Genomic DNA, 22,638 nt, shown 5'->3' with positions numbered 1-22,638 from the left:
CAAGCCACGGTATGACAATGAGTAAATAAATGACCAACACAAATAATTACCGAATCATCGCAAAGAGGGTTATTTCTAGTGAAGCAAGTGCTTTAGAAAAATTATCCGAAAATATCCCTGAAGACTTTAACAGAATTATAGAATTTTTACTATCTTTCAAAGGACGGATAATCCTAACCGGTATAGGCAAAAGCGGTTATATTGCAAGAAAAATAGCTGCTAGCTTTTCTTCAACCGGTATGCCCGCTTTTTATTTACATCCGGCAGAAGCAAGTCACGGCGATTTAGGTATGGTGACGAGAAATGATCTAGTAATTATGTTATCTAATTCCGGCGAAACTAAAGAACTATTTAATATAATTGAATATTGCAAGAACTCTTCCATAAAAATTGCTGCAATGACAATGAATAAAAATTCTACTTTAGCTAAAAGAAGCGATTTTTTATTAATAGTACCTGAATACCCGGAAGCTTCTGTAATTGGAGTTCCTACTATATCATCTTTAATCATGCTATCACTCGGTGATGCTTTAATGACTGTTATACATGAAAAACGAGGCTTTACTAAAGATGATTTTAAAATTTATCATCCGGGAGGTACAATCGGCGCTAATTTAACAAAAATTAAAAACCTAATGCGTAGCGGTGATGAAATACCTTTAGTATATGAAGATACTTCCTTTGCCAAAACTATAATTATTATGAATAAAAAACGTTTAGGTTGTACGCTTGTAACAGATAAAAACCAAAATTTGGTGGGAATTATAACCGATGGGGATTTACGTCGTCATATTAACGATCAAATCCACTTAAAAACAGCATCAAGCATTATGACCAAAAACCCTATTCATATCTCATCGGAAATATTTGCAAAAGAGGCTTTAAATTTAATGAAAGCCAAGAATATCACTAATATACCGATTGTTGATGATAATATTATTATAGGCATTATTCATATTCATGATTTACTACGCATAGGGGTTAGCTAAAATCTATGCCCTCTTCTTATAAACGGCGAAAAAAAATTTGGAAATCTGTATATCTTTTAATAACAGTTGGAATTTTATATATAGGATATATATTAATTAAAAGCGGTTATATTAATGAAAAAAACGATATTAACGTTACAAAAAAAAGTTTAAAAGACAATAAAAATTTTGATTTAAAGTATAATATTATATTGAAAGATTCAATTTTTGAAGGAGTAAATAAAAATTTAAATGCGTATAAGATTAAAACTGAACGAGCTATAAAAGAGTCGAATAACAAATATAAACTAGATATAATAAATGCTATTTATAACGTAAATCAAGACCAAACTCTTATTATCAATGCGAAAGAAGGCTTTTTAGATGAAGACTCAAACATATTAGATTTAAAAAACGATGTAAAACTTTTTTTTGATGAGATCATATTTAACACTAACGATGCAAGGATTGATTTAGTAAATAAGAATATAACCGGTCATTCCCCTGCTAAGTTACTTTACAAAAACTCTTCAATTACTTCGGATAGTTTTAATACAAAAGATGAAAATAATATTATAATTTTTAAAGGCAATGTCTCTACAATCATCGATTTATCGGATTAGACATCTTGCCAAACCAGCTTATAGAGAGGAATTTAAAGGAGACATGGAATGTAGCGCCGCAGCGTACAAAGGAGTACTTGAGGATACGAGTACCGATTCGACGTCTAAATTACCTCCAGAAGCGAAGTTTGGAAAGATGTCTATTATTAAACTTGTTTTACTTCTTATAATTAGTACTATAATATATGCTAATGATAAAAATATTTCAAATTTACATATCACATCTGATAGTTTAATTATTGATAGAACCAAACAAAAAGTAGCATATCTTGGAAATGTTATTGTTTACTTCGATAATGCGATACTTAGAACGAAAGAATTATATATTTTTTATAAAACAATAGATGAAAAGCAAACTATTGATCATATAGTTGTCCCTACTAAATTGACTGTAGAAAGAAAAATAAATAATGAATTATTACTTGCAGATAGTGCTAAATATTTTTGCGATAATAAACAACTTATTCTACTTGGTAATGTAATATTACAGCGTGACGATCATGTTTTAAAAACTAATAAACTAATCTACTATGTAGATATTATTAAAAAATAGAGCTATTTACCGTTGGTACGTCATTGCAAGCGATTGCAAGAAGTGTGACAATCCAGAAAATAATTAAAAAAATGCTAAAGATTAATATTTTTAACTGGATTGCTTCGTCAATTACTTACGTAATTTTCTCGCAATGACGTTGAAAATTAATCCACGCAACAAAATCTTAACAAATAAAAAAGATGGACAGCTTACACGTTAAAAATATATCAAAATCCTACAAAAAAAGGAATATATTAACTGATATATCTTTGAATATAAAACAAGGAGAGATAGTTGGTTTATTCGGTCCGAATGGAGCCGGTAAAACAACTTGCTTTAACATTATTATCGGTTTAATGAAACTGGACTCAGGACAATTACTTTTAAATGATATAAATATTACCAACTTGCCTATTTATTTACGAGCAAGGCTTGGACTCGGCTATCTTCTTCAAGAACCTTCGATATTTCGGGAATTGTCGGTTGAAGATAATATTAAGGCTGTAGTTGAGATATCTAACAATGATAAAGAAGTAATTGAACAAAAAACCCATAATTTGTTAGAGAAGTTTTCGATAGTTCATTTAAAAGATTTATCCGCTGCTAGCTTATCAGGCGGTGAAAGGCGTAGGCTTGAGATTGCACGTGCACTTGCAATAGAGCCTAAATTTATCATGCTTGATGAACCGCTTGCCGGTATTGACCCGCTTGCTATTTCCGATATTAAAAATCTAATTACTTATTTACGTGAATTTAATATAGGTATATTAATTACCGACCATAATGTACGTGATACTCTAGATATAGTCGACCGTGCTTATGTTATTTTTGAAGGTAAAGTATTATTAGAAGGAAGTGCTAAGGAAATAGCAAATAGCAAGAAAGTTAAGGAAGTGTATTTAGGTGAGAGCTTTAGTTTCTAGACTATGCAAATTCGTCATTGCAAGCGACTTGCAGGTGTTGTTGCATGGATTGTGTTATGTCATTCCCGCCTACGCGGGGATAACATCGAGTAGGTTTTCCGAGCCATGCAACAAGGCTCTTTTGTAGTAATGACATAAGAGCCATGTAATAATATTCAAAACAGTTTTCTATGCAAATTAACAAAGAAATTTTTAGGGCTTATGATATAAGAGGCAATAGCCTTAAAGATTTAACGGAAGAAGTAGCTTATAAAATCGGCTTTGGTTTTGCCGAGATGACTATAACGAAAGATAACGATAAAATCTGTGTCGGTTTAGACGGTCGGCTTAGCTCCCCTACCCTTTGTAAAGCTTTAGAACTAGGATTAACTAATGCAGGGGCTGAAATCATAAATATTGGCGTAGTTCCAACACCAGTTTTATATTTTGCCGATAAACACTTTACGCCCGCCGGTAGTATTATGGTCACGGGGTCACACAATCCTCGTGACGATAACGGCTTTAAAATACTACAAAACGGTAAACCTTTTTTCGGTGATCAGATACAGGAGTTATTGACTAGGATTTTGGATAACTACTCCAATACCACACCAGCATCCCCTTATGTCATTCCTGCGAAAGCAGGAATCCATAACATACAATCTGAATACCTAAAACGTATTTTAGATGGAATAAACATTAATCCAAAATTAAAAGTGGCTTGGGATTGCGGCAATGGAGCAACCGGCGATATTGTTGAAGAACTTAAAAAGCATCTCTCAAACAAGAATATAATCATACATAGTAAGATTGACGGGAATTTTCCAAGCCATCATCCTGATCCTACAAATCCTGCTAATTTGCAGGAGTTAATAAAAGTGGTTAAAGAACAAAATTGTGACCTTGGTATAGCTTTTGACGGTGACGGTGATAGAATCGGCATTATAAGCTCAAGCGGTAAAATATTATTAGGTGATCAAATTTTATGCATTTTTGCTGAGGATATTTTAAAGGAAAATCCAAACGCAACTATAATAGTTGATGTAAAAGTCAGCCAATTTATAGTCGCTAAAATAAAATCATATGGAGGACATCCTATAATATGGCGAACAGGTCATCCTTTTATTAAAAGCAAAATGCTTGAGACAAAGGCTTTACTCGCTGGCGAAATGAGCGGGCATATATTCTTTGCCGATAAGTATTTTGGTTTTGACGATGCAATTTATGCAGCTCTTAGATTTTTAGATTTACTTAGTAGATCAAGTAAAACTCTAGATGAGATAATAGAGGATGTCCCGAAAAGCTATAGTACACCGGAAATTAAAATTTTTGTTCCTTCAGAGTTAAAATTACAAATTATTAAAGAGATTAAAGAAAAATCATTAGAAGAGAAAATAGAGTTTAATGATATAGACGGTGTACGGGTAAATACTGCACATGGTTGGTGGCTCTTGCGTAGCTCTAATACCGAATCTATTATAGTTGCAAGGGCTGAATCAGATAGTAAGAATGGTTTAGAGGAAATAATCACTATAATTAATAAATATCTTGAAAAATACGGGTTATTAATTAATTATTAAAACATTATTGCTTTCTAAAATATTATTTTATATATTTTTCTTACATTAAATTAATATAAAGAAAAATAATATGTTAAAAATCTCAAATATCAATCACTAATTTGTTGATACTAAATTAGTTACAATAACGCCAATAGGTGCAAATACATTAAATATTAACATTGAGGCACCATTAGTAATAAAACATAAAGACCTTGAGCCTACTGATAATCCTCTTAACAGTGACGTAGCCGCATCTAACGGTTTAAATAGTCTGACCATTGACTACAGTGATGCGGGCTTATTTAGTGGTCCAACTATTAGTTATGATAACAAACTTGGTACAATAACATTTAGTGGACAAGCAGATAGTAATGCTAATACTGACCCTTTAGGAAATACTAATGAACCCGTTTAAGGGTATGAGGTCATTCCTGCTAGGCATTGTTACATGGATAGGTTTTTCCGTCATTGCGAGGAGTTGCGTTAGCAACGACGCGGCAATCTCATAAGATAATATCAAAAAACTCCTGAGCTTGCCACGCCAGCATAAATGCTGGCTTGCAATGACGACGATACAGTTTGTATTTATTAGTTAAACAAGTGACAAAGAAAGAAATATACTCAAATGATTTGGAGAATGGGAATGTAAAACGAGGAGCGAGTACACACAGCCTATATTTAATAGGTGATCCGAAGTTTTGCAGAAACAATTCTTCAAAGCAGAAGAGTATAATTATATTATGCGGGCCGACTGCTAGCGGGAAGTCTTATTTAGGTCATGAACTGGCTAAAGCTTATAACGGCGAAATCATCAATATCGACTCAATGCAGGTTTATAAGGAAATTCCTATTATTACCGCCTCCCCTCCAAAAAGCTACAAAACTGAAATCTTGTATCATTTATATAACTTCTTATCAATGACAGAAGATTTCTCGGTAATAAAATATCTAAAACTTGCGACAGAAAAAATAAAAGAAATAACCGACAGGGGTAAGCTGCCTATATTAATAGGTGGAACGGGTTTATATATTAATTCTTTAGTTTTTGGCTATAATAATATTCCTGATATATCAGAAGATTTACAAGAACAGGTAAGAAATTTACATGTTAAAATAGGCAATATAGAATTATGGGGTAAATTAGAGAAGTTTGACCCGCTTGCTGCTTCTAAAATAAACCAAAATGATACTCAGCGTTTAATTAGAGCTTATGAAGTATTCATGCAAACCGGTAAATCTATTTTTTCTTTTCAAACTTTGCCAAAAGAACAAATCTTATCTGATTTTAATTTCAAAATTATTTTCTTAAATCCTGAGCGAAAGTTTTTATATAAAACATGTGATGAGCGTTTAGATAAGATATTTAAGGAAGGGGCAATTGACGAAATAGCTTTAATAAAAAAGCAATTTGCTCCTAAAGATTATACGAATTTGAAAGCTGTAGGGATAAAAGAAATTTTAGCTTATTTAAACGGCAATCTCACTTTAGATGAGGCTTTAAATGCAGCTCAAATACGAACCCGTCAGTATGCTAAAAGACAAGTTACTTGGTTTAAAAATCAGATACAAGATAAAATCACATTGGAATATGCTAACCAAGAAGAATTTACTCAAACTTTAAAAAACCCTTTTAAAACTATATAGCTTATCTACGTATTGCTTCTTTCTTTTTATTATTGGAAATAGGAGTAATGGAAAGTGTATTTGTCTTAGGTCCTACAATATTAATCTTACTATTAGTATTTGTTTAATAATATTCAGTGCTTGTCCTTCTTTCCAAACTAAACTACCTATACTAGTAGCAACATTAATATATTTTTTATTTTCAATATTTTCTAAGATTGGAATCAGCTTATCCGGTTGATTGAGCATAGGTGTTAGTATACTATATAATTCTTTCTTATCGAGCTTATTTATACCGGGTACATCTTTTAAAGTTTTATCTAAAATACCTGTAAATATTTCCTTATTATCGTTTAAATATTTTTTGATCTCGGGATTATCTTTAGTTAACATTACCAATTCTTTAGCTATTCCCGTATAATCACCTTTAACAAATCCATCAAAAACCTTTTTTAATTATTCAGGATTATCAAGTAATATAGGCATTACATTCGTAAGTTTTGTAGTATCTTTTGTTTCTAGTCCATAATTTTCAAGCTGCTGTTTATAGTTTGGCTATTTTTTTCATCTTGCTCTAAAATGCCTTTAATTAAATTATCGAATAAACCCTCTTTACTTTGCTCTACTAATATATTTTAACTTAAATATGAAGGTTCTGTTAAAAGCAGTAATTGCACGGCTTGTTACGGTCATATCATCGCCTTTATTTATATCTATAATAATAGCATGTGCAATTCCGGTTTTGACATAACTTCACCTACTATATACTAAGCATTTGTTTATAGAAATTATATTCTTGCGTTATGCTTTGTATATTTGGAGTATTTTCAATAATAGCTGCGGCAATATCTGGTAAGACTGTTTTATTATCAGCAAAAAAACTTTTTAATTTATCGTCACCCGCTACCATTTCTAAAGATTTCTCACGAGCCACCATTACTCCTTGATTTGCATTCAGAGTATCAAAAATCTCTGTTGTTTCAGGCATTTTATTTAATAAAGTAGGAATAGTATCTACATCAACTTTATAGCTTTCAAAATATTCTTTTAAGAAAGGTTTAGCTTGTTCTTTAGTTTCTATTAAGAAACCTTCTATAATTATTTATTTTTCAGGAGATAATTTATTAAACCTTTTTAGAGCATTAGGATTGTTTATATTTTCAGCCAGCTCTTGTTTAAACTCAGGATGTTCATTAAATATTTTTATAACTTTTGCATATGTGTCATTTACTTTGAGGTTTTTGTAATATATCATCAAAAGCTTTTATATAGTCACTTGGAAGTATTTCAGTTATGTAATTCGCAATATCGTTACCTTTTTCATTAAAAAATTTTCAGCAATTTTTATCCGTGGATAACATTCCTAATGTTTTAGAAGTTACTTTATTATAGTCCGGTACTTCTTGCTTTATCTCAAGTGCAATTTTTTGAAGGCTTTTAAGTACAGCATCATTTTTAAAACATTCTTTTAGTATTTCGAGTCCCTTTTCATCTAAAGCACTCTTATCTTGAAATTCTCTAAAACCTGCTTTTGCTAAGATTTGTCCTATTTTTGGTAAATCATCGGCATGCTTTTTTAGAAAATCCTATATTTCAGATTTTTCAAGAACAGATTTTTGAAACTTTGAATCAAGATATATATCAGAGGAGCTTGCAAGTTTAACAAGATTATAACTATTTACGGGATTAGTGAAGGCAAACTTCGCACCTTTTAATAATGCTCCTATACTAACTGGTAATATTTTTTCTTTGGAGATGCAAGGTCATAAATAAAGCTTATCAATGCCTTTCTGCATCAGTAGAAGATAATGTCCTTTTAACAGTTTTATTAAAATTCTTTAATTTAATATCTTTAATGGAATTTGTAACTGCCGTAAAAATAATGAAATATATTTAATTACATAAACATTAAATTATCCTAAAATTGATTCAAAGAAATAAATTAAGCACTACTTAAATATTTTAATTTATATTACATAATATGGTAATTAAATCAATTTGATCTAAGATTTATGTAGTTATCTGTGTATTTGTTTACTTTTTGTAGGTGATGATGCGTAAGTATGTGATTTATCGTGATTATCTACTACATGCACTTTACTATCTAAATTTGAAACTATATTTTTTGCTTCTTTTAAAACATTTAATTTATTAATATTTTCGAACTCATTTTTAAGGTTATCTTTTAACTGTTCATTGAAGATTTCTTTTGGTAAATAAATTCCACCGGTAATAGTACCTACCCCAGTATATTTAGATTTAGAATATAAAGTAGAGGCAATATTACTTGCTAACTTTTCGAGATTTTTTGGCTCTAAAAAATTATTTATATTATCAGGATTTTCTTTAGAATATTCAGAAACGATAGGTTTTAGCATCTGATTCATCATGTAAAAATCTTCACCTCTATTATCACCTTTATCAAAAAGTTTTTGTGATATTTTCTCGCTTAAAATATTTGCCAATAAATTACTCTTAATATTTTGTTTATTTGCAATATTTTCATATAAAGGGTTCAATATTTGTAATGGAGAATTTACATGATTTGTAATATGTTTATATTGATTTGTTCTAGGAGTAGCTAGATTAGTAACCATATTCATAGGTAGTGAATTTAGTTTTTCTATAATATAGTCTTTAATCGTTTGATTTTCTTCATATAATCTTTTTACTTGTTGAGCAAAATTTTTTTTACTAAGTACATTTCTTTTTCCTTCAGCTTGTATTTGTAAAAATACTTTATCAATTGCCTTATCAATTAATTTTGCTTGTTGTTCTTTAATTAGTTTAGGTACTAAAGGAGGGATAGCCTTATCAAGATTGTAAGTATCAGTAAGTAGCATTAAATTATCAGGTAATTTAGCCTCTGCTAAATTAATATTTTTAAAATTACAATCTTTTAAAGAAGTGACTTTAGTTAAATCTGCATTTTTTAATGATACGCCTGAGAAGTCGATATTAGATAAATCACCTACTAATATAGCTCCTTCTAAGCTGAATTTTCCATTTTGTATTTTATGTAAATTATTTCTAAGAGTAATTGCATCTATAGTTTTATCTTTAAAATCTTGTGATGGACTAAATACGTCTTTTAGTTTTTCAGTAGCATAGCTAAAACCTGCTTTTATAATATTCGGCAATTGCCCTTCCAAATAATTTGTTTTTTGAGCTAGATTATATATAGCACTAGCAGCCTCACGATAGTTACTTTTTTCAACCTCTTCTATAACTTTAACTAATTCATTAGGATGGTTTAACATTGATGGAAGTACATTATATAATTCTTTCTTATCAAGGTTATTTATACCTGGTATTTCTAATAAAGTTTTATCTAAAATACTTGCAAATATTTCTCTATTATTGTTTAAATATTTTTTAATTTCAGGATTGTCTGTAGTTAAAGCTATTAACTCTTTTGCCATTCCCGTATAATCACCTTGAATAAAATCTCGAAAAACCTTTTTTAATGATTCAGATTTATCAAGTAATATAGGCATTATGCTCGTTAGCTTTGTAACATCACTCGCTTCCAGACCATAATTTATAAGTTGTTGTTTTATAGTTTGGCTATTTTTTGCATCTTGTTCTAAAACTCCTGTAATTAAATTATCAAATAGACCTTCTTTATTTTGCTCTACTAATATATCTTTTAATTTAAATGAAGGATCATTAAGGGCGGAGATTATATTACCGGTTAAACTCATATAATCGCCTTTATTTAAGTCTGCAATAATCTCATGAGCAACTTCCGGTTTTGACATAATTTCGCCTACAATACTAAGCATTTGTTTATCAAAATTATATTCTTTTGTTACGCTTTGTACGCTAGGAGTATTTTCAATAATACCTAAAGCAATATTTGGTAAGATTGTTTTATTATTAGCAAAAAAATTTTTTAATTTATCATCACCAGCTACCATTGCTAAGGATTTCTCAAGAGATATCATTACACCTTGATTTGGAGCATTAAGAGTATCAAAAATCTCTTTTGTCTCAGGCATTTTATTTAATAAAGTAGGAATAATATCTAAAATTTTAAGATCAATTTTGTAGGTTTCAAAATGTTCTTTTAAGAAAGGTTTAGCTTGTTCTTTTGCTTCTTCTAAGAAATTTTCAATAATTATTTGTTTTTCAGGAGATAACTTATTAAATCTTTTTAGAGTATTAGGATTGTTTATATTTTTAGCCAGTTCTTGCTTAAAATTAGTATGTTCATTAAATATTTTTAATAAATTTTTCTTTTCGGGTTTTTGTAATATATCATCAAAAGTTTTTATATAATCGCTTGGAAGTATTTCAGTTGCTCCTGTACGTATGTATTTCGTAATATCTTCACTCTTTTCGTTAAAGAATTTTTGGAAGTTTTTATCGGTAACCAGCATATCTAAAGTTCTAGAAGTCACTTTATTCCAGTCCGGTAGCTCTTGCTTTACTTCAACTGCAATTTCTTGAAGTTTTTTAAGTACTTGTTCATTTTTAAAACATTCTTTTAGTATTTCGAGTCCCTTTTTATCTAAAGCACTCTTATCTTGAAATTCTCTAAAGCCCACATTTGCTAAGATTTGACCTATTTTAGGCAAATCATCCGAATGTTTTTTTAAAAATTCCCATATTGGAGATTTTTTAAGAAGTGATTTTTGAAATTCCGGATCAAGATATATCTTAGAAGAGTTAGCAAGCTTAACAAGATTATAAGTATTTACAGGATTAGTTAAAATAAGTCTTGCTCCGAGTAATATCGTTCTTAAGCTTATACTCTTTGAAGATGATAAGTCCTGAATTGCACTCTTTAGTACTTTATTAGCTTTAGAAGAAGATAAAAATTTTTCTACAACTTTTTGATAGTGTTTATTATTTATAACAACCATAAAATCACTCGCAATGTTTAAATATTCTAAATCTATTTTAAAAAATTTTTAAAAATAAAGATCAGGTATTTTTAATTTTTTGTTATTGTTGTTGTTAATATGTATCTTCAACACAACATGTTCAGCATAACTGCTATCTGAGTTTATTTAGCCTCCGCTGTGGCGTCCATCTCAGTGAATACTTCTTCCCATGAACCGGTAGTCGCTGCTTTTGAGTATTCAGTTGATCTATTTTCAAAAAAGTTCGTATGTTCGACTCCGTTTAGCATTTCATCAAGCCAAGGAATGGGGTTATGATTTACCAAATATACATCTTTGAGTCCTAGCTGCATTAAACGACGGTCGGCAATATAACGAATATATTGTCTTACTTCATATGCCGTTAATCCCTCAATACCGCCAACTTCAAAAGCAAGTTCAATAAAGGCATCTTCAAAATGCACAATAGTCGTACAAGCTTCATAAATACGTTTACGTAAAGTTTCTGTCCAAACTTCAGGGTTTTCTCTTACAAAAGTCTTAAACAGAGTAATAATTGAGTTAGTATGAAGTGTTTCATCACGCACTGACCAAGCAATAATCTGTCCCATACCTTTCATTTTATTAAAACGAGGGAAATTAAGCATGATCGCAAAAGAAGCAAATAGCTGTAATCCTTCAGTAAAAGCTCCAAATACTGCGAGTGTAGTTGCTATATCTTCTTTGGCATCCACTCCGAATTGCTGCATATAATCATACTTGTCTTTCATTTCCTTATATTTAAGAAATGCTGAATATTCTACTTCCGGCATACCTACCGTATCAAGTAAATGTGAATATGCCGCGATATGTACCGTTTCCATATTAGAAAATGCTGATAACATCATTAATATTTCAGTCGGTTTAAATACTCGTGAATAATGCTTCATATAGCAATTATTCACTTCAATATCTGCCTGTGTAAAAAAACGAAATATTTGCGTTAATAGATGTTTTTCCCCTGGAGTTAAGTTATATTTCCAATCTTTAACATCGTCGGCAAGCGGTACTTCTTCCGGTAGCCAATGAATTTTTTGTTGAGTGTGCCAAGCTTCATATGCCCATGGATATGAAAACGGTTTATAAATTGGACTTGCATCAAGTAGTGACATAATTTTTCTATTTCTTCTTTTGAAAGTTTAGTATATTTAATTATTTTCTCTATCGGCTCATTATCCGCTAACATTTCTTTTGCTATTTCTGTATTTCTTCTAGTTTCTCCAATTTCAATACCCTCAGCTTTCCCCTCATTATATTTACTTTTTTGATTTAACTCTTCCGTTTGAGTAGCAAGTATCGCTTTAATATAATTATCATATTCTGCTTCGCTCCAGTTAAATTATTCAATAGTTTTATAAACTGATAATGCTATTTTCATCTTTTGTATGTTGCGGGGGTTCTTTTGCTCTATCGAATTTAGCTATCATATATAACCAATCATCTTCTAAGCTTTCTAACTCATCTGCTTCTTTGGTAAATTTTTCTAATTCAACAAATACGCAAGCATTTAAGTTGATGCTTACCGTTGCCGACATTAATAGTTTGATGATAGCTAATACATTCTTTTTCCTCGGGCAATGCCTGAAATCCAGAAATAATTACTACCATTACTACAGGAGCTAGATCAACATATTCTTTTCCTCTTTTTAATTGCGAAGAAAATGCTATACAACTGTAAAATGGTACTCTTGCTAAAGAAGCATCGGCATAGCCGTTTTGCATCTCAACAATATAAATATTGCCGGAGTTATCTCGTTTACGTCTACTATACTCCTTTTATTCTGCCCTAAATCTGGCGCTTGTTCGTTTGAAATATATTCAAGATTGATAATCCTTAACTCTTCAGGTAACCTCATAATATGTTGAGAAAGCCTAGTCACCTTGTTTTATCCGTAAACAATTTTTTAAATGCTACATCATTTGTTGGGTCTAAATATCTTTGCATAGTTATACTTACTGACAAGCTAAGCATTCTTCGTAGTTACCGGCTTCTGCTAACTTATCGTTTTGTTCCTCTAAATCTTTAAAATCGGCCTTTAATACGTCATGCGAGACCTTATCAGCTCGCTGTATTGATGTCGATCTACAGTAATATAAACTTTTTACTCCTTTTGTCCAGGCTTTAAAATGAATATTATTTAAATATTTCTTACTAACATTCCCCGGTAAAAAGATGTTTAAAGATTGTGCTTGCGTAATGTAAGGAGTACGATCGCTTGCCAGTTCAATTAGCCAATTCTGATCAATTTCGTAAGCGGTTTTGAAAACCTGTTTTTCTTCTTCGGATAAAAATGTTAAATGTTGTACTGATCCTTCATGTGTTGCAATCGAAGACCAAACTTGATCATTATTAAATCCTTTCTCCTCTAATAACTTTTCTAAATGTTTGTTACGCACGTTAAAAGAACCGGTTAAAGTCTTTTGTACAAAGCTATTAGCGGCAAACGGCTCTATTCCGGGTGAGGCATTACCTGCTATTACCGAAATTGAGGCGGTAGGTGCTATTGCGGTTTTATTGCTAAATCGTTCATTACTTCCTGCATCTAGAGCATCAGGACATGCTCCTTTTTCTTTACCGATTTCTATTGAGGCTTTATCAGTTTCAGCAGATATATATTCAAATATTTTTTTATTCCAAACTTTTGCCATAACCGATTCTATTGGTACTTTTTTCATTTGCAAAAATGAGTGGAAGCCCATTACGCCAAGTCCAACGCTTCGCTCACGTAAAGCCGAATATTTAGCTCTTGCCATAGTATCCGGTGCTTTATTAATAAAGTCTTCTAAAACATTATCAAGGAACAACATAATAGAATGGATAAATTCTTTATCGTCTTTCCACTCTTCGTAATACTCTAAATTTAAAGAGGAAAGGCAGCAAACAGCAGTTCTTGACTTTCCTAGATGGTCAATTCCCGTCGGCAATGTAATTTCGCTACAAAGATTAGACATTTTAACTTGAAGCCCTAATTTTTTATGATGCTCAGGGATAGATTTATTAACACTATCGATAAATAACAAGTAAGGCTCACCTGTTTCTATTCTAGTAGTTAATAACTTAACCCATAAATCTCTTGCTCTAACTTTATTTACGACTTTTTTGGTAGCAGGACTAACAAGGTCAAAATCCGTATTGTTTTCAACTGCTTTCATAAATTCATCGGTTATAGCTATACCGTGATGAATATTAAGAGCTTTACGGTTAACATCCCCACCTGTCGGACGTCTTATATCGATAAATTCTTCAATTTCAGGGTGATTAATAGGCAAATATACAGCCGATGAACCTCGTCTAATAGAACCTTGCGAAATAGCAAGAGTCATAGAATCCATTACTTTAATAAACGGTATAATACCAGATGAATGACCTTTATCACGAATCTCTTCATTAATAGCACGAACATTACCCCAATAACTGCCAATCCCGCCACCACGTGCAGCAAGCCAAACATTTTCTGTCCATAAATTTACTATATCGTCTAAGCTATCATCGGTCTCATTCAAGAAGCATGAAATAGGAAGTCCCCTATCCGTTCCGCCGTTACTTAAGATTGGTGTTGCTGGCATAAACCACATTTTACTCATATATTCATATAACTTCTGAGCATGCTGTTTATTTTCGGCATAATAACTAGAAACTCTTGCAAATAAATCTTGAAAATCCTCACCTTTCATAAGATATCGATCTCGCAGAATAGCTTTACCGAAAGGAGTAAGTAAATTGTTATGGTTGTTGTTGATAGTAATTTGAAATTTATTTTTTTTAAACGTGTTCATTATAGGTACTAATGGGGTTGTAGGATTTATAATGCTTATTTTGAAAAAATGACACCATATTCAGTGTATAGAATCTTCACTTAAGTAGACACGAGAATAATAATTTATTCAATATAAATATTTATTTTTTTTAGATTTTTGACTTGACACAAATCACTCTTGATTACTATATAGAATAGTTTGTACAAATATTATACTTTCTTAAGGCACAAACAGTCTTATCCCGCGGAAGTAAGGCAACATTGCGTGGTTCCCGGTTGCATTTTCGCGTAGACATAAGTTTAAGGATCGATTCCATCTATGTCATCTCACGATCAAGTCACAGCGTAACAGAAAGAAAACCGATCCATGCAACAAGACCTTATCTATACGGGAATAACGTTAAATACATTCTCCATCATTCGTATTAAGAGACCTATTGGTGTAGCCTCATCCTTATATTCAACAATAAACGATTCAACAAACGTGGTGTGTCGGCTACTATCCAATCAACTTCTACAACATAATATCCTGGCTCTCTATCTGGAAAAGTTACTTCAATCATTTTAGAAGGAACTAATGTATGATCCCAGTAAGGAAATTTATCAGAAAGTTCACTATAAATTTCTTCTAAATCATCGTGTTTCAGTCTATTTTCAAAAGTAAACTCTGCTTTTGTTATTTGCACTATATAACCGCAAGTTTTATGTGATACAGTATAATCCCATTCTATTGTAAGTTTTTTCTCACCTTCTAATGGTATAGTTTATCCAGTTAAACGTTGGATCTTTTAATTCCGCTCTTATTTCTTCATTAGTAGCATTTACCCAATCTGTATCATCTGTACGCCCACCATTAAGAATATGCCCATCTAGCGGTAGCAGTTCCCCTGCGACATCATTTCCAAAACGCTCATCACTCCCTTTCCCTGTTTCAAATTCGTTAAGTTTCACTCTTCATCTATTAGCTTCTTATCTACACAAACTTTTCCCATTGTGTAAAGCGGGAATATTATTCGACCATATTTTGGAGTTGGTGGATTGTGTTGTTCTTCATTTTGCATAAATTCGACCTTTATTTAAGTTAAAAATATTAAGTAACTACAAAATACTAAATGTAGTTATAGTAATATAAAACTTAAATTGTTTTTGATATTATAATAAAAATACAGCTTCATAATACTGGACAGCAATGTCTAGCACCCTAGGAGTCAATCCATGCAAGCAACAAAGTTAGAACCTAGGCTGAAGAATTTTGATTTTAAAGATTTTTTATTATATAGCCATGGCTGGGTTACGGTAATAGTGTCTTGAAACGTGCCGGCAGTAGCAAGAGGTTGTGACGGCAGACGTGCATATACGGTATAGTTTTTTGTGACCGGTTCAAGACCTAGTGTATAGCTATCGGTAAATGTTACAGTACTACTAGTACCGTTACCGAGGATTTGAGTAACACCGGCATCTTTATACAAATTATAATTCAGCTTACGTACCCCATTAATCATATTTTTTGGGTTATAAATATTAGCAGCTCCCGTACTAAAAGTTACGGTATAGCTAACAAGTAGTGATAATAAAGCACCACAAGTAACTGAAGCAGTAACGGAAGTTGTGCTAATGGCACCGACATTAAAACTACCGAAATTTACGGTTGGAACTGACGGATTACATGTTGCAAGTAACGCCATAGCATTTCCTGACATAATCATGTTGATTAATAATATTATTATTGATTTCTTGACATTGCTTAAAAAGGATTTGTCATACCGTGGTGGTCAAGCCACGGTATGACAACGGAGCATTTTTAGTCCACACAGGAGTAACAATAAAGTCTTCATTTGCATATTGCTTCGCCTAAATCAATTACAGGGTCATTGAAATCTCTATTAACCGGTACGCTAAAATGACAGCATTTATTATTCTCCTCATTCTCGTCACAAATAGAACCGTTTAATACTTCAAGATCTTTAATATATATCTTACCGTCATAGCCTACAAATATTTCTTCATCTAAACCTTCAATACTCACTTACTATCAAATACTGTCATTTCAATGCTTTTAATTATTTTAATATTAAAGTCTAATAATACCGCTGATTTTGTTCTTGGAGCAACTTTCAAAGCAATTTCTTCAAACTCTGTATTAAGAGGTAGATTTTCATCGTCGGAACATACGGTGTTAAGTTTAGGTACAAGCATTTTACCTTTATCATCGGTATCACCCGCTATTATTATAAACCCCGACATTCTTTAAACTATTTACTTTAATCGAAGCAAGACATCCGTTAATCGGTCTTGTCTCATAATAGCTTTTATCAATAGAGAAAATTCCTCCTTTGATATTAAACTGTTTCATTATTTCGGTATCATTTTTCTGCAGATAAACTCCAATATCATTATTTTTACCGTTACGGTTAACTTGTACATTGTAATTTGTAACTTTAGCTTTGATCAGGTTAGCATTATATCCCCATCCCATATTTGAAGTAATCGGCGAGGAAACACCAAGTTGCTTTGTATGATATTTATTTTGATATAAATCGGTCAATGAAATGCTTTTATTGGAATCTAAATTTAAGTTAAATGGTATATAGGCAAAATTATTTTTACGTTTACTGTTTAAATCGGTACCTATAGTAAAACTTAAGAAACCTTTTTTAGTAATATTTCTTTGATAAGTTGATGATAATATATTTGAGCGTTTACCTTTTTGCATTGTGTTATTTACAACAAAAGACAAAAAATTAACACTTATATTACCAAAATCGGTATTACCGCAACTAGCTGAAATCTGATAATTTAAACTTGAGAAAATTTTATCGGGATCGTTATATACGTCCTGATAATTACTATTATTCCAATCTAAATTACTATTAATATCAAAATATTCTGATTCATAAGTATAGCCGCAATTAATTCTTTGACAGCGACCGAAATTTTTGATATTACTTGCAGCTGAAATGCCTATAATAAATTTCCGATTTTTAAATTATTACCCCTACTGCTCCATTATTTTTTAAAAATTCAAAATGTCCGCCGCTTGTTAAATAATCATTCATACCAAGCATATAATAAGTATTTAGAACTAAATATTTATAAGCACTGCTATATATAGTAAAATCTTGTCTTTGAAAACCTGCTTCGTAAGAGAAATGTGAAAGCCCGGGACGTAATAAGCTCGGTGATGCGTAATAAGGAATAGTAATTGTCTAAACTTTACCGGTTATATCTTGCGTTTTAACTATTAAATCACCTCTACCGGTGATAACCACCGGAATATTGGTTATATCAAAATCCCCCATATGAGCTTTAGCATTATATATAGTATACTATTTGAAAATATCTCTATACTGCTTGGAAGTTCTGATTGCCCTCTAAAATCCAGTAACGGATAGGTAACTAAATGCGGTTTAACTGCAAAATTAGTAGCATACTGAATACCGGCAAGTCTAGTTGAATTAGACTAAGAAGACACTTTAGTTATGCTATTACCCCCTACCCACCAATAGTCATCTTATCCACATTCTCATATGTCCAATTTGTGTCTAAACGTGTAAATTTACTTTGGTTTTTTGTGGTATTTGTGATTTTAGAAAAATTTGATTTAACGGCTTCAGTTTGAAATAAGAAACTATCACTATACACCGTGTTCAGTGAAATAATTGAGTTCCTCTACTCCGGCTAAATAATTAATATCATCATTTGGACTAAGAGTCACATCATAGTTTAAATATACCCCACTAATAAGTTTAGTATCGACGTTCTTCATAGGACCACCTGAAGCATCAAATGATTGAGGTTGAATTTTTCTGCTGGAAAAGTAATATTTAAATCTAAATTCTCAAAGTTTAAATCATATTTAGTACCCTCAAGCAAATCTAAATTAATATATGCAGTATCATGATAATTCACTAAACCCTGCTTAAGATAATCTTCTTGAACATCAAAATGTTCTATATCTTCAAGAGGAATTAAATAATGACCTTGAGCGTTTTGCACTATATATAGTCGGCAATATATCGGTTTCGGTATAATTAACTTCTAACGAAACCATCAATTCACTCTCACCAGCAATTTCATTAGCGCTATTCTCAAATTCTACTGCTAGAGGTAATTGGGACAATAACCCTAACTCCTGATCCTCATCATGTACGTTTGTATCCGCTGCGATTCAAGGTGAAGTATCGCCACGAGATTCAGAGATAACTCCACCTGCAAAACTCTCACCGGTATAAAAAAATAATACCTATAAAAACCGATATTATTATTGTATTTAAAAAGCACATTGCTTTAATTTATTTAGTTTTAAAGATTTTTAACCTGATATTGTTATAGGTATACTATGCTGAACAACAAGATCTACGGTGGAGGTAACACTATTCTCTAACTTTACTCTACGAGGTAATTCTTTTATAAAAATTCTATAATCTTTTGCTTGTAGTAGAATAATTCTGTGTGTTTTTTAAAGCTACCCGTATCAATTGTATTTTACCATCATGTAAGGTAAATGTTACCGGAGTTGCCACTCAATCTTTAGTTTCTTTATATTCTTCTCTGTATATGTACGCTTTAAACGAATTAATTGAAACTTTTTAGGTGCATAATCATTATTTTGCACCGTCATAGTTGCTATTCTATTACTATATATTGACAGGTACGATAGTGGCACTGGCAAAAGAATTAAAAGTCAAGAATATAGATAGGATAGGTAGAAATCTTAAAAAATATTTATATCAATATGCCACGATTATTGTAATTGTATCATTATAAGTATCGGAAGGAACATTTGCTCCTTGAGGTATTTTGCCATATATTGTGAGCGTTTGATCTAGTCCTGTTCCCATTACCCAGTCACTTGATTGATTTCCCCAATTCTGCGTTCTCCCTGCATTGGAGTAAAGATTATAAGGTAAATAACTATTAGTGTTAACAAGACCAGTCATTTTACGGGTACTAGTTGTAGCAGCAGGTGCAGTACCGGCATTTAATGAAACAGTATAATTAGTCCCTAAAGTACAACTTTATTATAATTTTGTTTGCAGAGCATCGACAGTTGGAACATACGTACCGAAAGCTAAAGGAGTAGCCGAACTATACAAGACGATAAAACCATCGCACTAACAAGGAAAAAAGCATTAGCGGAGGAGGCAAAACTATTGCCCGTACTTATAGCTAAGATAATAAAACCGATAATATTTCGTAGAATCTTAATTTTCATAATTTATTATACAAATAATTAATTTCTATTATTAATCTTTTACAAAGTTTAACGATTTTACAAGGTTAGTTTAAGAAATGGTTATTAAATATGATGATATTTTCCCCACAGAATTTGTTTTGGTTTTTCTTTAAATTTTATTTTTTGCATTAAAATATAATGAATATAACCCAAATTAGCTATAAATAGATTCTTTATATAGAAAAATTATAAACAGATAAAGAATCTATTATAATTACCAAAAGCGATAGGGAAGTAGCACAAATATTACCTATAAATACTAAAAAAATCTCATTATTCGGTATGCTACAAAACAAAGCCGAGATAAAAGCGGATATATTAGAACCCGTAGAAGCAAAGTGGAATGCAGCACAACCTTTAAATGCATCTCGTCTAGTATAATATCCGACAGTTTTTAAAAATCCCCCTGCGAAAGTGTTGGATTTCTATAAATATACTCACATAACCATTGATTATTTCCTCAATATCCAATAAAATCCTTTTTAAAATTTAAATATAAAAAGTATGTATAATACTGATGTTGTAATAATAGGTGCCGGTCCGGTTGGATTATTTGCAGTTTTTCAAGCAGGAATGCTTGGCATGAAGTGTCATGTTATTGATGCACAAGAAGTTATCGGCGGTCAGTGTATTACCCTATATCCTGAAAAGCCTATTTACGATATACCGGCATATCCTAAAATTGCAGCAGAAGAGCTAATAAAACAGTTAGAACTTCAAGCAGCTCCTTTTAACCCTATATATCATTTAAATCAGCAAGCTATAGAGCTAAATAAACAAGATGATTTTTTTGAAATTAAAACCTCAAAAAACACTCTTATTAAAAGCAAAGTTATTATTATTGCAGCAGGAGCAGGTTCATTCGGTCCAAACAAACCGCCCCTTGCGAATATTGAAGATTTTGAAAGCAAGTCAGTTTTTTATTTCATCAATGATAAAAGCAAATTTGCGGGTAAAAATATAGTTATAGCAGGCGGCGGGGATTCGGCTGTTGACTGGGCTCTTTCTCTTTCAGATATTGCAAATAAAATATATTTAGTACATAGGCGGGATAAATTTACGGCAGCTCCTGAAAGCGTAAGGCAATTAAGGCATATTGCAGAAACCGATAAAATCGAGTTAATAACCGGTTATCAATTAAATGCTTTAGATGGTAATAATAGTGAGCTTCAATCGGTTATAGTTAAAGATTTACAAAATAATACTCGCAAATTGGATGCCAATATATTACTACCTTTTTTTGGTTTAAAACAAGATTTAGGTAGCTTAGCAAATTGGGGTTTAAATGTTAAGCTTCACCATATTGAAGTAGACTCTTCCTATTATCAAACTAATATAGAAGGTATTTACGCCATTGGCGATATTGCTCATTATGTTGGTAAGCTTAAGTTGATTCTTACGGGTTTTGCTGAAGCGGCAAGCAGTCTTCATCATGCTTATAGTAGAGTATTTGACGGCAAGGCTCTACATTTTGAGTATTCTACTACCAAAAATACGGGGAAAAGAAGTAAGAGCGTGACTAAATAAAGAGATCGTCATTGCGAGCAACCGTAGAGAGCATGACAATCTCATGAAACAATAACAAACTCCTGAGATTGCTTCGTCAATTACTTACGTAATGTCCTTGCAATGACGTTAAAACTGAACGGAGACAAAAATAAGAGTGAATAATATAATTGACGGTAAAGCATTAGCCAATGAGATACTAGCAGACTTAAAGCTAGAAGTTCAAGAACTTACAAGCCAAACCAACGCTTCACCGAAGCTTGCTATAGTCCTAGTAGGCGATAATCCGGCAAGCATGATTTATGTAAGAAACAAAATAAAAAATGCACATAAAATAGGAATTTATACTTTATTAATAAATCTATCTTCTACTATTCATACTAATGATTTAATATCAAAAATCAATGAGTTAAACCTTGATAACGAGATTTCAGGAATTATAGTTCAGCTTCCTTTGCCAAGCTCCATAGATAAAAATAAAATTTTATCGGCAGTATCACCTTCTAAAGATATCGATGGTTTCCACCCTTTAAATGTCGGTTACTTACATAGCGGAATTAGTCAAGGCTTTATTCCCTGCACTGCTCTTGGTTGTCTTGCAGCTATAAAAAAATACGAACATAATTTAACCGGTAAAAACGTTGTAATTATTGGACGCTCAAATATAGTAGGCAAACCTTTAAGTGCTTTACTGTTAAAAGAAAATTGCAGCGTTACTATTTGTCATTCTAAGACACACAATTTACGCTCTATTACTTCTAAAGCCGATATTGTCGTTGCTGCAATAGGCTCACCTTTAAAATTAACTGCAGAATATTTTAATCCTGAATCTATAGTAATTGATGTAGGCATTAATAGAATTAGCAGCAATAAAATTATCGGTGATGTTGATTTTGAAAATGTTCAGTCTAAAGTACAATATATTACTCCCGTCCCAGGCGGCATCGGACCGATGACTATTGCGTTTTTACTTAAAAATACGGTTAAGGCATTTAAGGATTCCTTATATACTCTTGATACGTAAAAAGTAGATAGACGA

The 22,638-nt window shown here is 31.7% G+C and carries 22 protein-coding genes and 5 pseudogenes; 9 read left to right on the top strand and 18 right to left on the bottom strand.

All coding sequences use genetic code 11. From position 1 onward, the window contains the following. Positions 1 to 29 precede the first annotated feature (29 nt). The 7 genes from WSW_RS0101605 to miaA all read left to right on the top strand — a co-directional run bounded on the left by WSW_RS0101605 (position 30) and on the right by miaA (position 6,234). Positions 30 to 989 carry a KpsF/GutQ family sugar-phosphate isomerase gene (locus WSW_RS0101605; protein ID WP_004995680.1) on the top strand — a complete coding sequence of 320 codons (960 nt, stop codon included), beginning with the start codon at positions 30 to 32 and terminating at the stop codon, positions 987 to 989. Between the two features lie 5 nt (positions 990 to 994). Next, complete coding sequence (lptC, locus tag WSW_RS0101600) at positions 995 to 1,591, top strand: LPS export ABC transporter periplasmic protein LptC (RefSeq protein WP_016916810.1); 597 nt, start codon at positions 995 to 997, stop codon at positions 1,589 to 1,591. Positions 1,592 to 1,727: 136 nt separating this feature from the next. Beyond that, a complete protein-coding gene (locus WSW_RS0101595; protein ID WP_029374939.1) occupies positions 1,728 to 2,144 on the top strand; it encodes an LptA/OstA family protein in 417 nt (138 codons plus the stop codon). Between the two features lie 182 nt (positions 2,145 to 2,326). Then, the gene (gene lptB / locus WSW_RS0101590) at positions 2,327 to 3,049 is read left to right on the top strand and encodes an LPS export ABC transporter ATP-binding protein (protein WP_004995684.1); all 723 of its coding nucleotides are present in this window, start codon (positions 2,327 to 2,329) and stop codon (positions 3,047 to 3,049) included. A gap of 170 nt (positions 3,050 to 3,219) precedes the next feature. Beyond that, positions 3,220 to 4,608, top strand: coding sequence for a phosphomannomutase/phosphoglucomutase (locus WSW_RS0101580; RefSeq protein WP_016916807.1), 1,389 nt, complete (start codon positions 3,220 to 3,222; stop codon positions 4,606 to 4,608). 124 nt (positions 4,609 to 4,732) lie between these two features. Then, on the top strand, positions 4,733 to 5,005 hold the full coding sequence (locus WSW_RS1000000113800) for a hypothetical protein (RefSeq protein ID WP_338000710.1): 273 nt from the start codon (positions 4,733 to 4,735) through the stop codon (positions 5,003 to 5,005). A 185-nt stretch (positions 5,006 to 5,190) separates the two neighbouring features. Next, entirely contained in the window at positions 5,191 to 6,234 is a 1,044-nt protein-coding gene (gene miaA / locus WSW_RS0101570) for a tRNA (adenosine(37)-N6)-dimethylallyltransferase MiaA (protein WP_238528430.1), read from the top strand. Positions 6,235 to 6,336: 102 nt separating this feature from the next. On the opposite strand, the pseudogene WSW_RS1000000112710 reads toward miaA, so the two are convergent. The 18 genes and pseudogenes from WSW_RS1000000112710 to WSW_RS1000000112685 form a co-directional block, all read right to left on the bottom strand. Beyond that, positions 6,337 to 8,070, bottom strand: a pseudogene (locus WSW_RS1000000112710) (pentapeptide repeat-containing protein); the annotation flags it as partial. A gap of 161 nt (positions 8,071 to 8,231) precedes the next feature. After that, positions 8,232 to 11,081, bottom strand: a complete 2,850-nt coding sequence (locus tag WSW_RS0101550; protein WP_016916805.1) for a pentapeptide repeat-containing protein — start codon at positions 11,079 to 11,081, stop codon at positions 8,232 to 8,234. A 143-nt stretch (positions 11,082 to 11,224) separates the two neighbouring features. Continuing rightward, on the bottom strand, positions 11,225 to 12,211 hold the full coding sequence (locus WSW_RS0101545; protein WP_016916804.1) for a ribonucleotide-diphosphate reductase subunit beta: 987 nt from the start codon (positions 12,209 to 12,211) through the stop codon (positions 11,225 to 11,227). 240 nt (positions 12,212 to 12,451) lie between these two features. Further along, positions 12,452 to 12,634 (bottom strand): hypothetical protein, encoded by a 183-nt coding sequence (locus WSW_RS1000000112265; RefSeq protein WP_016916803.1) that lies wholly within the window; start codon positions 12,632 to 12,634, stop codon positions 12,452 to 12,454. Further along, complete coding sequence (locus WSW_RS1000000112705) at positions 12,588 to 12,821, bottom strand: Rpn family recombination-promoting nuclease/putative transposase (RefSeq protein WP_238528428.1); 234 nt, start codon at positions 12,819 to 12,821, stop codon at positions 12,588 to 12,590. Before WSW_RS1000000112705 ends, WSW_RS1000000112265 begins: the two co-directional genes overlap by 47 nt. Then, positions 12,791 to 12,955 (bottom strand): hypothetical protein, encoded by a 165-nt coding sequence (locus WSW_RS1000000112700; protein ID WP_238528455.1) that lies wholly within the window; start codon positions 12,953 to 12,955, stop codon positions 12,791 to 12,793. The genes WSW_RS1000000112705 and WSW_RS1000000112700 overlap by 31 nt, the downstream gene beginning before the upstream one ends. 97 nt (positions 12,956 to 13,052) lie before the next feature. Next, entirely contained in the window at positions 13,053 to 14,876 is a 1,824-nt protein-coding gene (locus WSW_RS0101530; RefSeq protein WP_016916802.1) for a ribonucleoside-diphosphate reductase subunit alpha, read from the bottom strand. A gap of 415 nt (positions 14,877 to 15,291) precedes the next feature. Beyond that, a complete protein-coding gene (locus WSW_RS0101525) occupies positions 15,292 to 15,546 on the bottom strand; it encodes a chitin-binding protein (protein ID WP_338000709.1) in 255 nt (84 codons plus the stop codon). 55 nt (positions 15,547 to 15,601) lie between these two features. Next, a pseudogene (locus tag WSW_RS1000000109095) lies at positions 15,602 to 15,918 on the bottom strand (chitin-binding protein). Positions 15,919 to 16,065: 147 nt separating this feature from the next. Next, complete coding sequence (locus WSW_RS0101515; protein ID WP_016916800.1) at positions 16,066 to 16,563, bottom strand: spore coat protein U domain-containing protein; 498 nt, start codon at positions 16,561 to 16,563, stop codon at positions 16,066 to 16,068. A 125-nt stretch (positions 16,564 to 16,688) separates the two neighbouring features. Then, positions 16,689 to 16,883, bottom strand: a complete 195-nt coding sequence (locus tag WSW_RS0101510; RefSeq protein WP_016916799.1) for a hypothetical protein — start codon at positions 16,881 to 16,883, stop codon at positions 16,689 to 16,691. Continuing rightward, positions 16,880 to 17,101, bottom strand: coding sequence for a hypothetical protein (locus tag WSW_RS0101505; protein WP_016916798.1), 222 nt, complete (start codon positions 17,099 to 17,101; stop codon positions 16,880 to 16,882). Before WSW_RS0101505 ends, WSW_RS0101510 begins: the two co-directional genes overlap by 4 nt. Further along, positions 17,073 to 17,594 (bottom strand): hypothetical protein, encoded by a 522-nt coding sequence (locus WSW_RS1000000112695; protein ID WP_016916797.1) that lies wholly within the window; start codon positions 17,592 to 17,594, stop codon positions 17,073 to 17,075. Before WSW_RS1000000112695 ends, WSW_RS0101505 begins: the two co-directional genes overlap by 29 nt. Before the next feature lie 897 nt (positions 17,595 to 18,491). Continuing rightward, positions 18,492 to 18,623, bottom strand: a complete 132-nt coding sequence (locus WSW_RS0101475; RefSeq protein WP_012150834.1) for a hypothetical protein — start codon at positions 18,621 to 18,623, stop codon at positions 18,492 to 18,494. Continuing rightward, positions 18,620 to 18,853 (bottom strand): hypothetical protein, encoded by a 234-nt coding sequence (locus WSW_RS1000000109085; RefSeq protein ID WP_016916794.1) that lies wholly within the window; start codon positions 18,851 to 18,853, stop codon positions 18,620 to 18,622. Before WSW_RS1000000109085 ends, WSW_RS0101475 begins: the two co-directional genes overlap by 4 nt. Continuing rightward, positions 18,816 to 18,977 (bottom strand): hypothetical protein, encoded by a 162-nt coding sequence (locus tag WSW_RS1000000112690; protein WP_238528425.1) that lies wholly within the window; start codon positions 18,975 to 18,977, stop codon positions 18,816 to 18,818. Before WSW_RS1000000112690 ends, WSW_RS1000000109085 begins: the two co-directional genes overlap by 38 nt. A gap of 192 nt (positions 18,978 to 19,169) precedes the next feature. After that, positions 19,170 to 19,478, bottom strand: a pseudogene (locus WSW_RS1000000113795) (fimbria/pilus periplasmic chaperone). Between the two features lie 109 nt (positions 19,479 to 19,587). Next, positions 19,588 to 19,815, bottom strand: a pseudogene (locus WSW_RS1000000112685) (spore coat protein U domain-containing protein); the annotation flags it as partial. Positions 19,816 to 20,597: 782 nt separating this feature from the next. Between WSW_RS1000000112685 and WSW_RS0101455 the strand changes: the two are divergent. Together WSW_RS0101455 and folD are read left to right on the top strand one after the other, a co-directional pair. Next, a pseudogene (locus WSW_RS0101455) lies at positions 20,598 to 21,604 on the top strand (NAD(P)/FAD-dependent oxidoreductase). 152 nt (positions 21,605 to 21,756) lie between these two features. Continuing rightward, positions 21,757 to 22,623, top strand: coding sequence for a bifunctional methylenetetrahydrofolate dehydrogenase/methenyltetrahydrofolate cyclohydrolase FolD (gene folD, locus WSW_RS0101450; RefSeq protein ID WP_016916790.1), 867 nt, complete (start codon positions 21,757 to 21,759; stop codon positions 22,621 to 22,623). Positions 22,624 to 22,638 lie beyond the last annotated feature (15 nt).

Source organism: Rickettsia honei RB (assembly GCF_000263055.1).
In the GTDB taxonomy this organism is placed as follows: domain Bacteria; phylum Pseudomonadota; class Alphaproteobacteria; order Rickettsiales; family Rickettsiaceae; genus Rickettsia; species Rickettsia rickettsii.
This window is presented reverse-complemented; position numbering and strand designations above follow the sequence as displayed.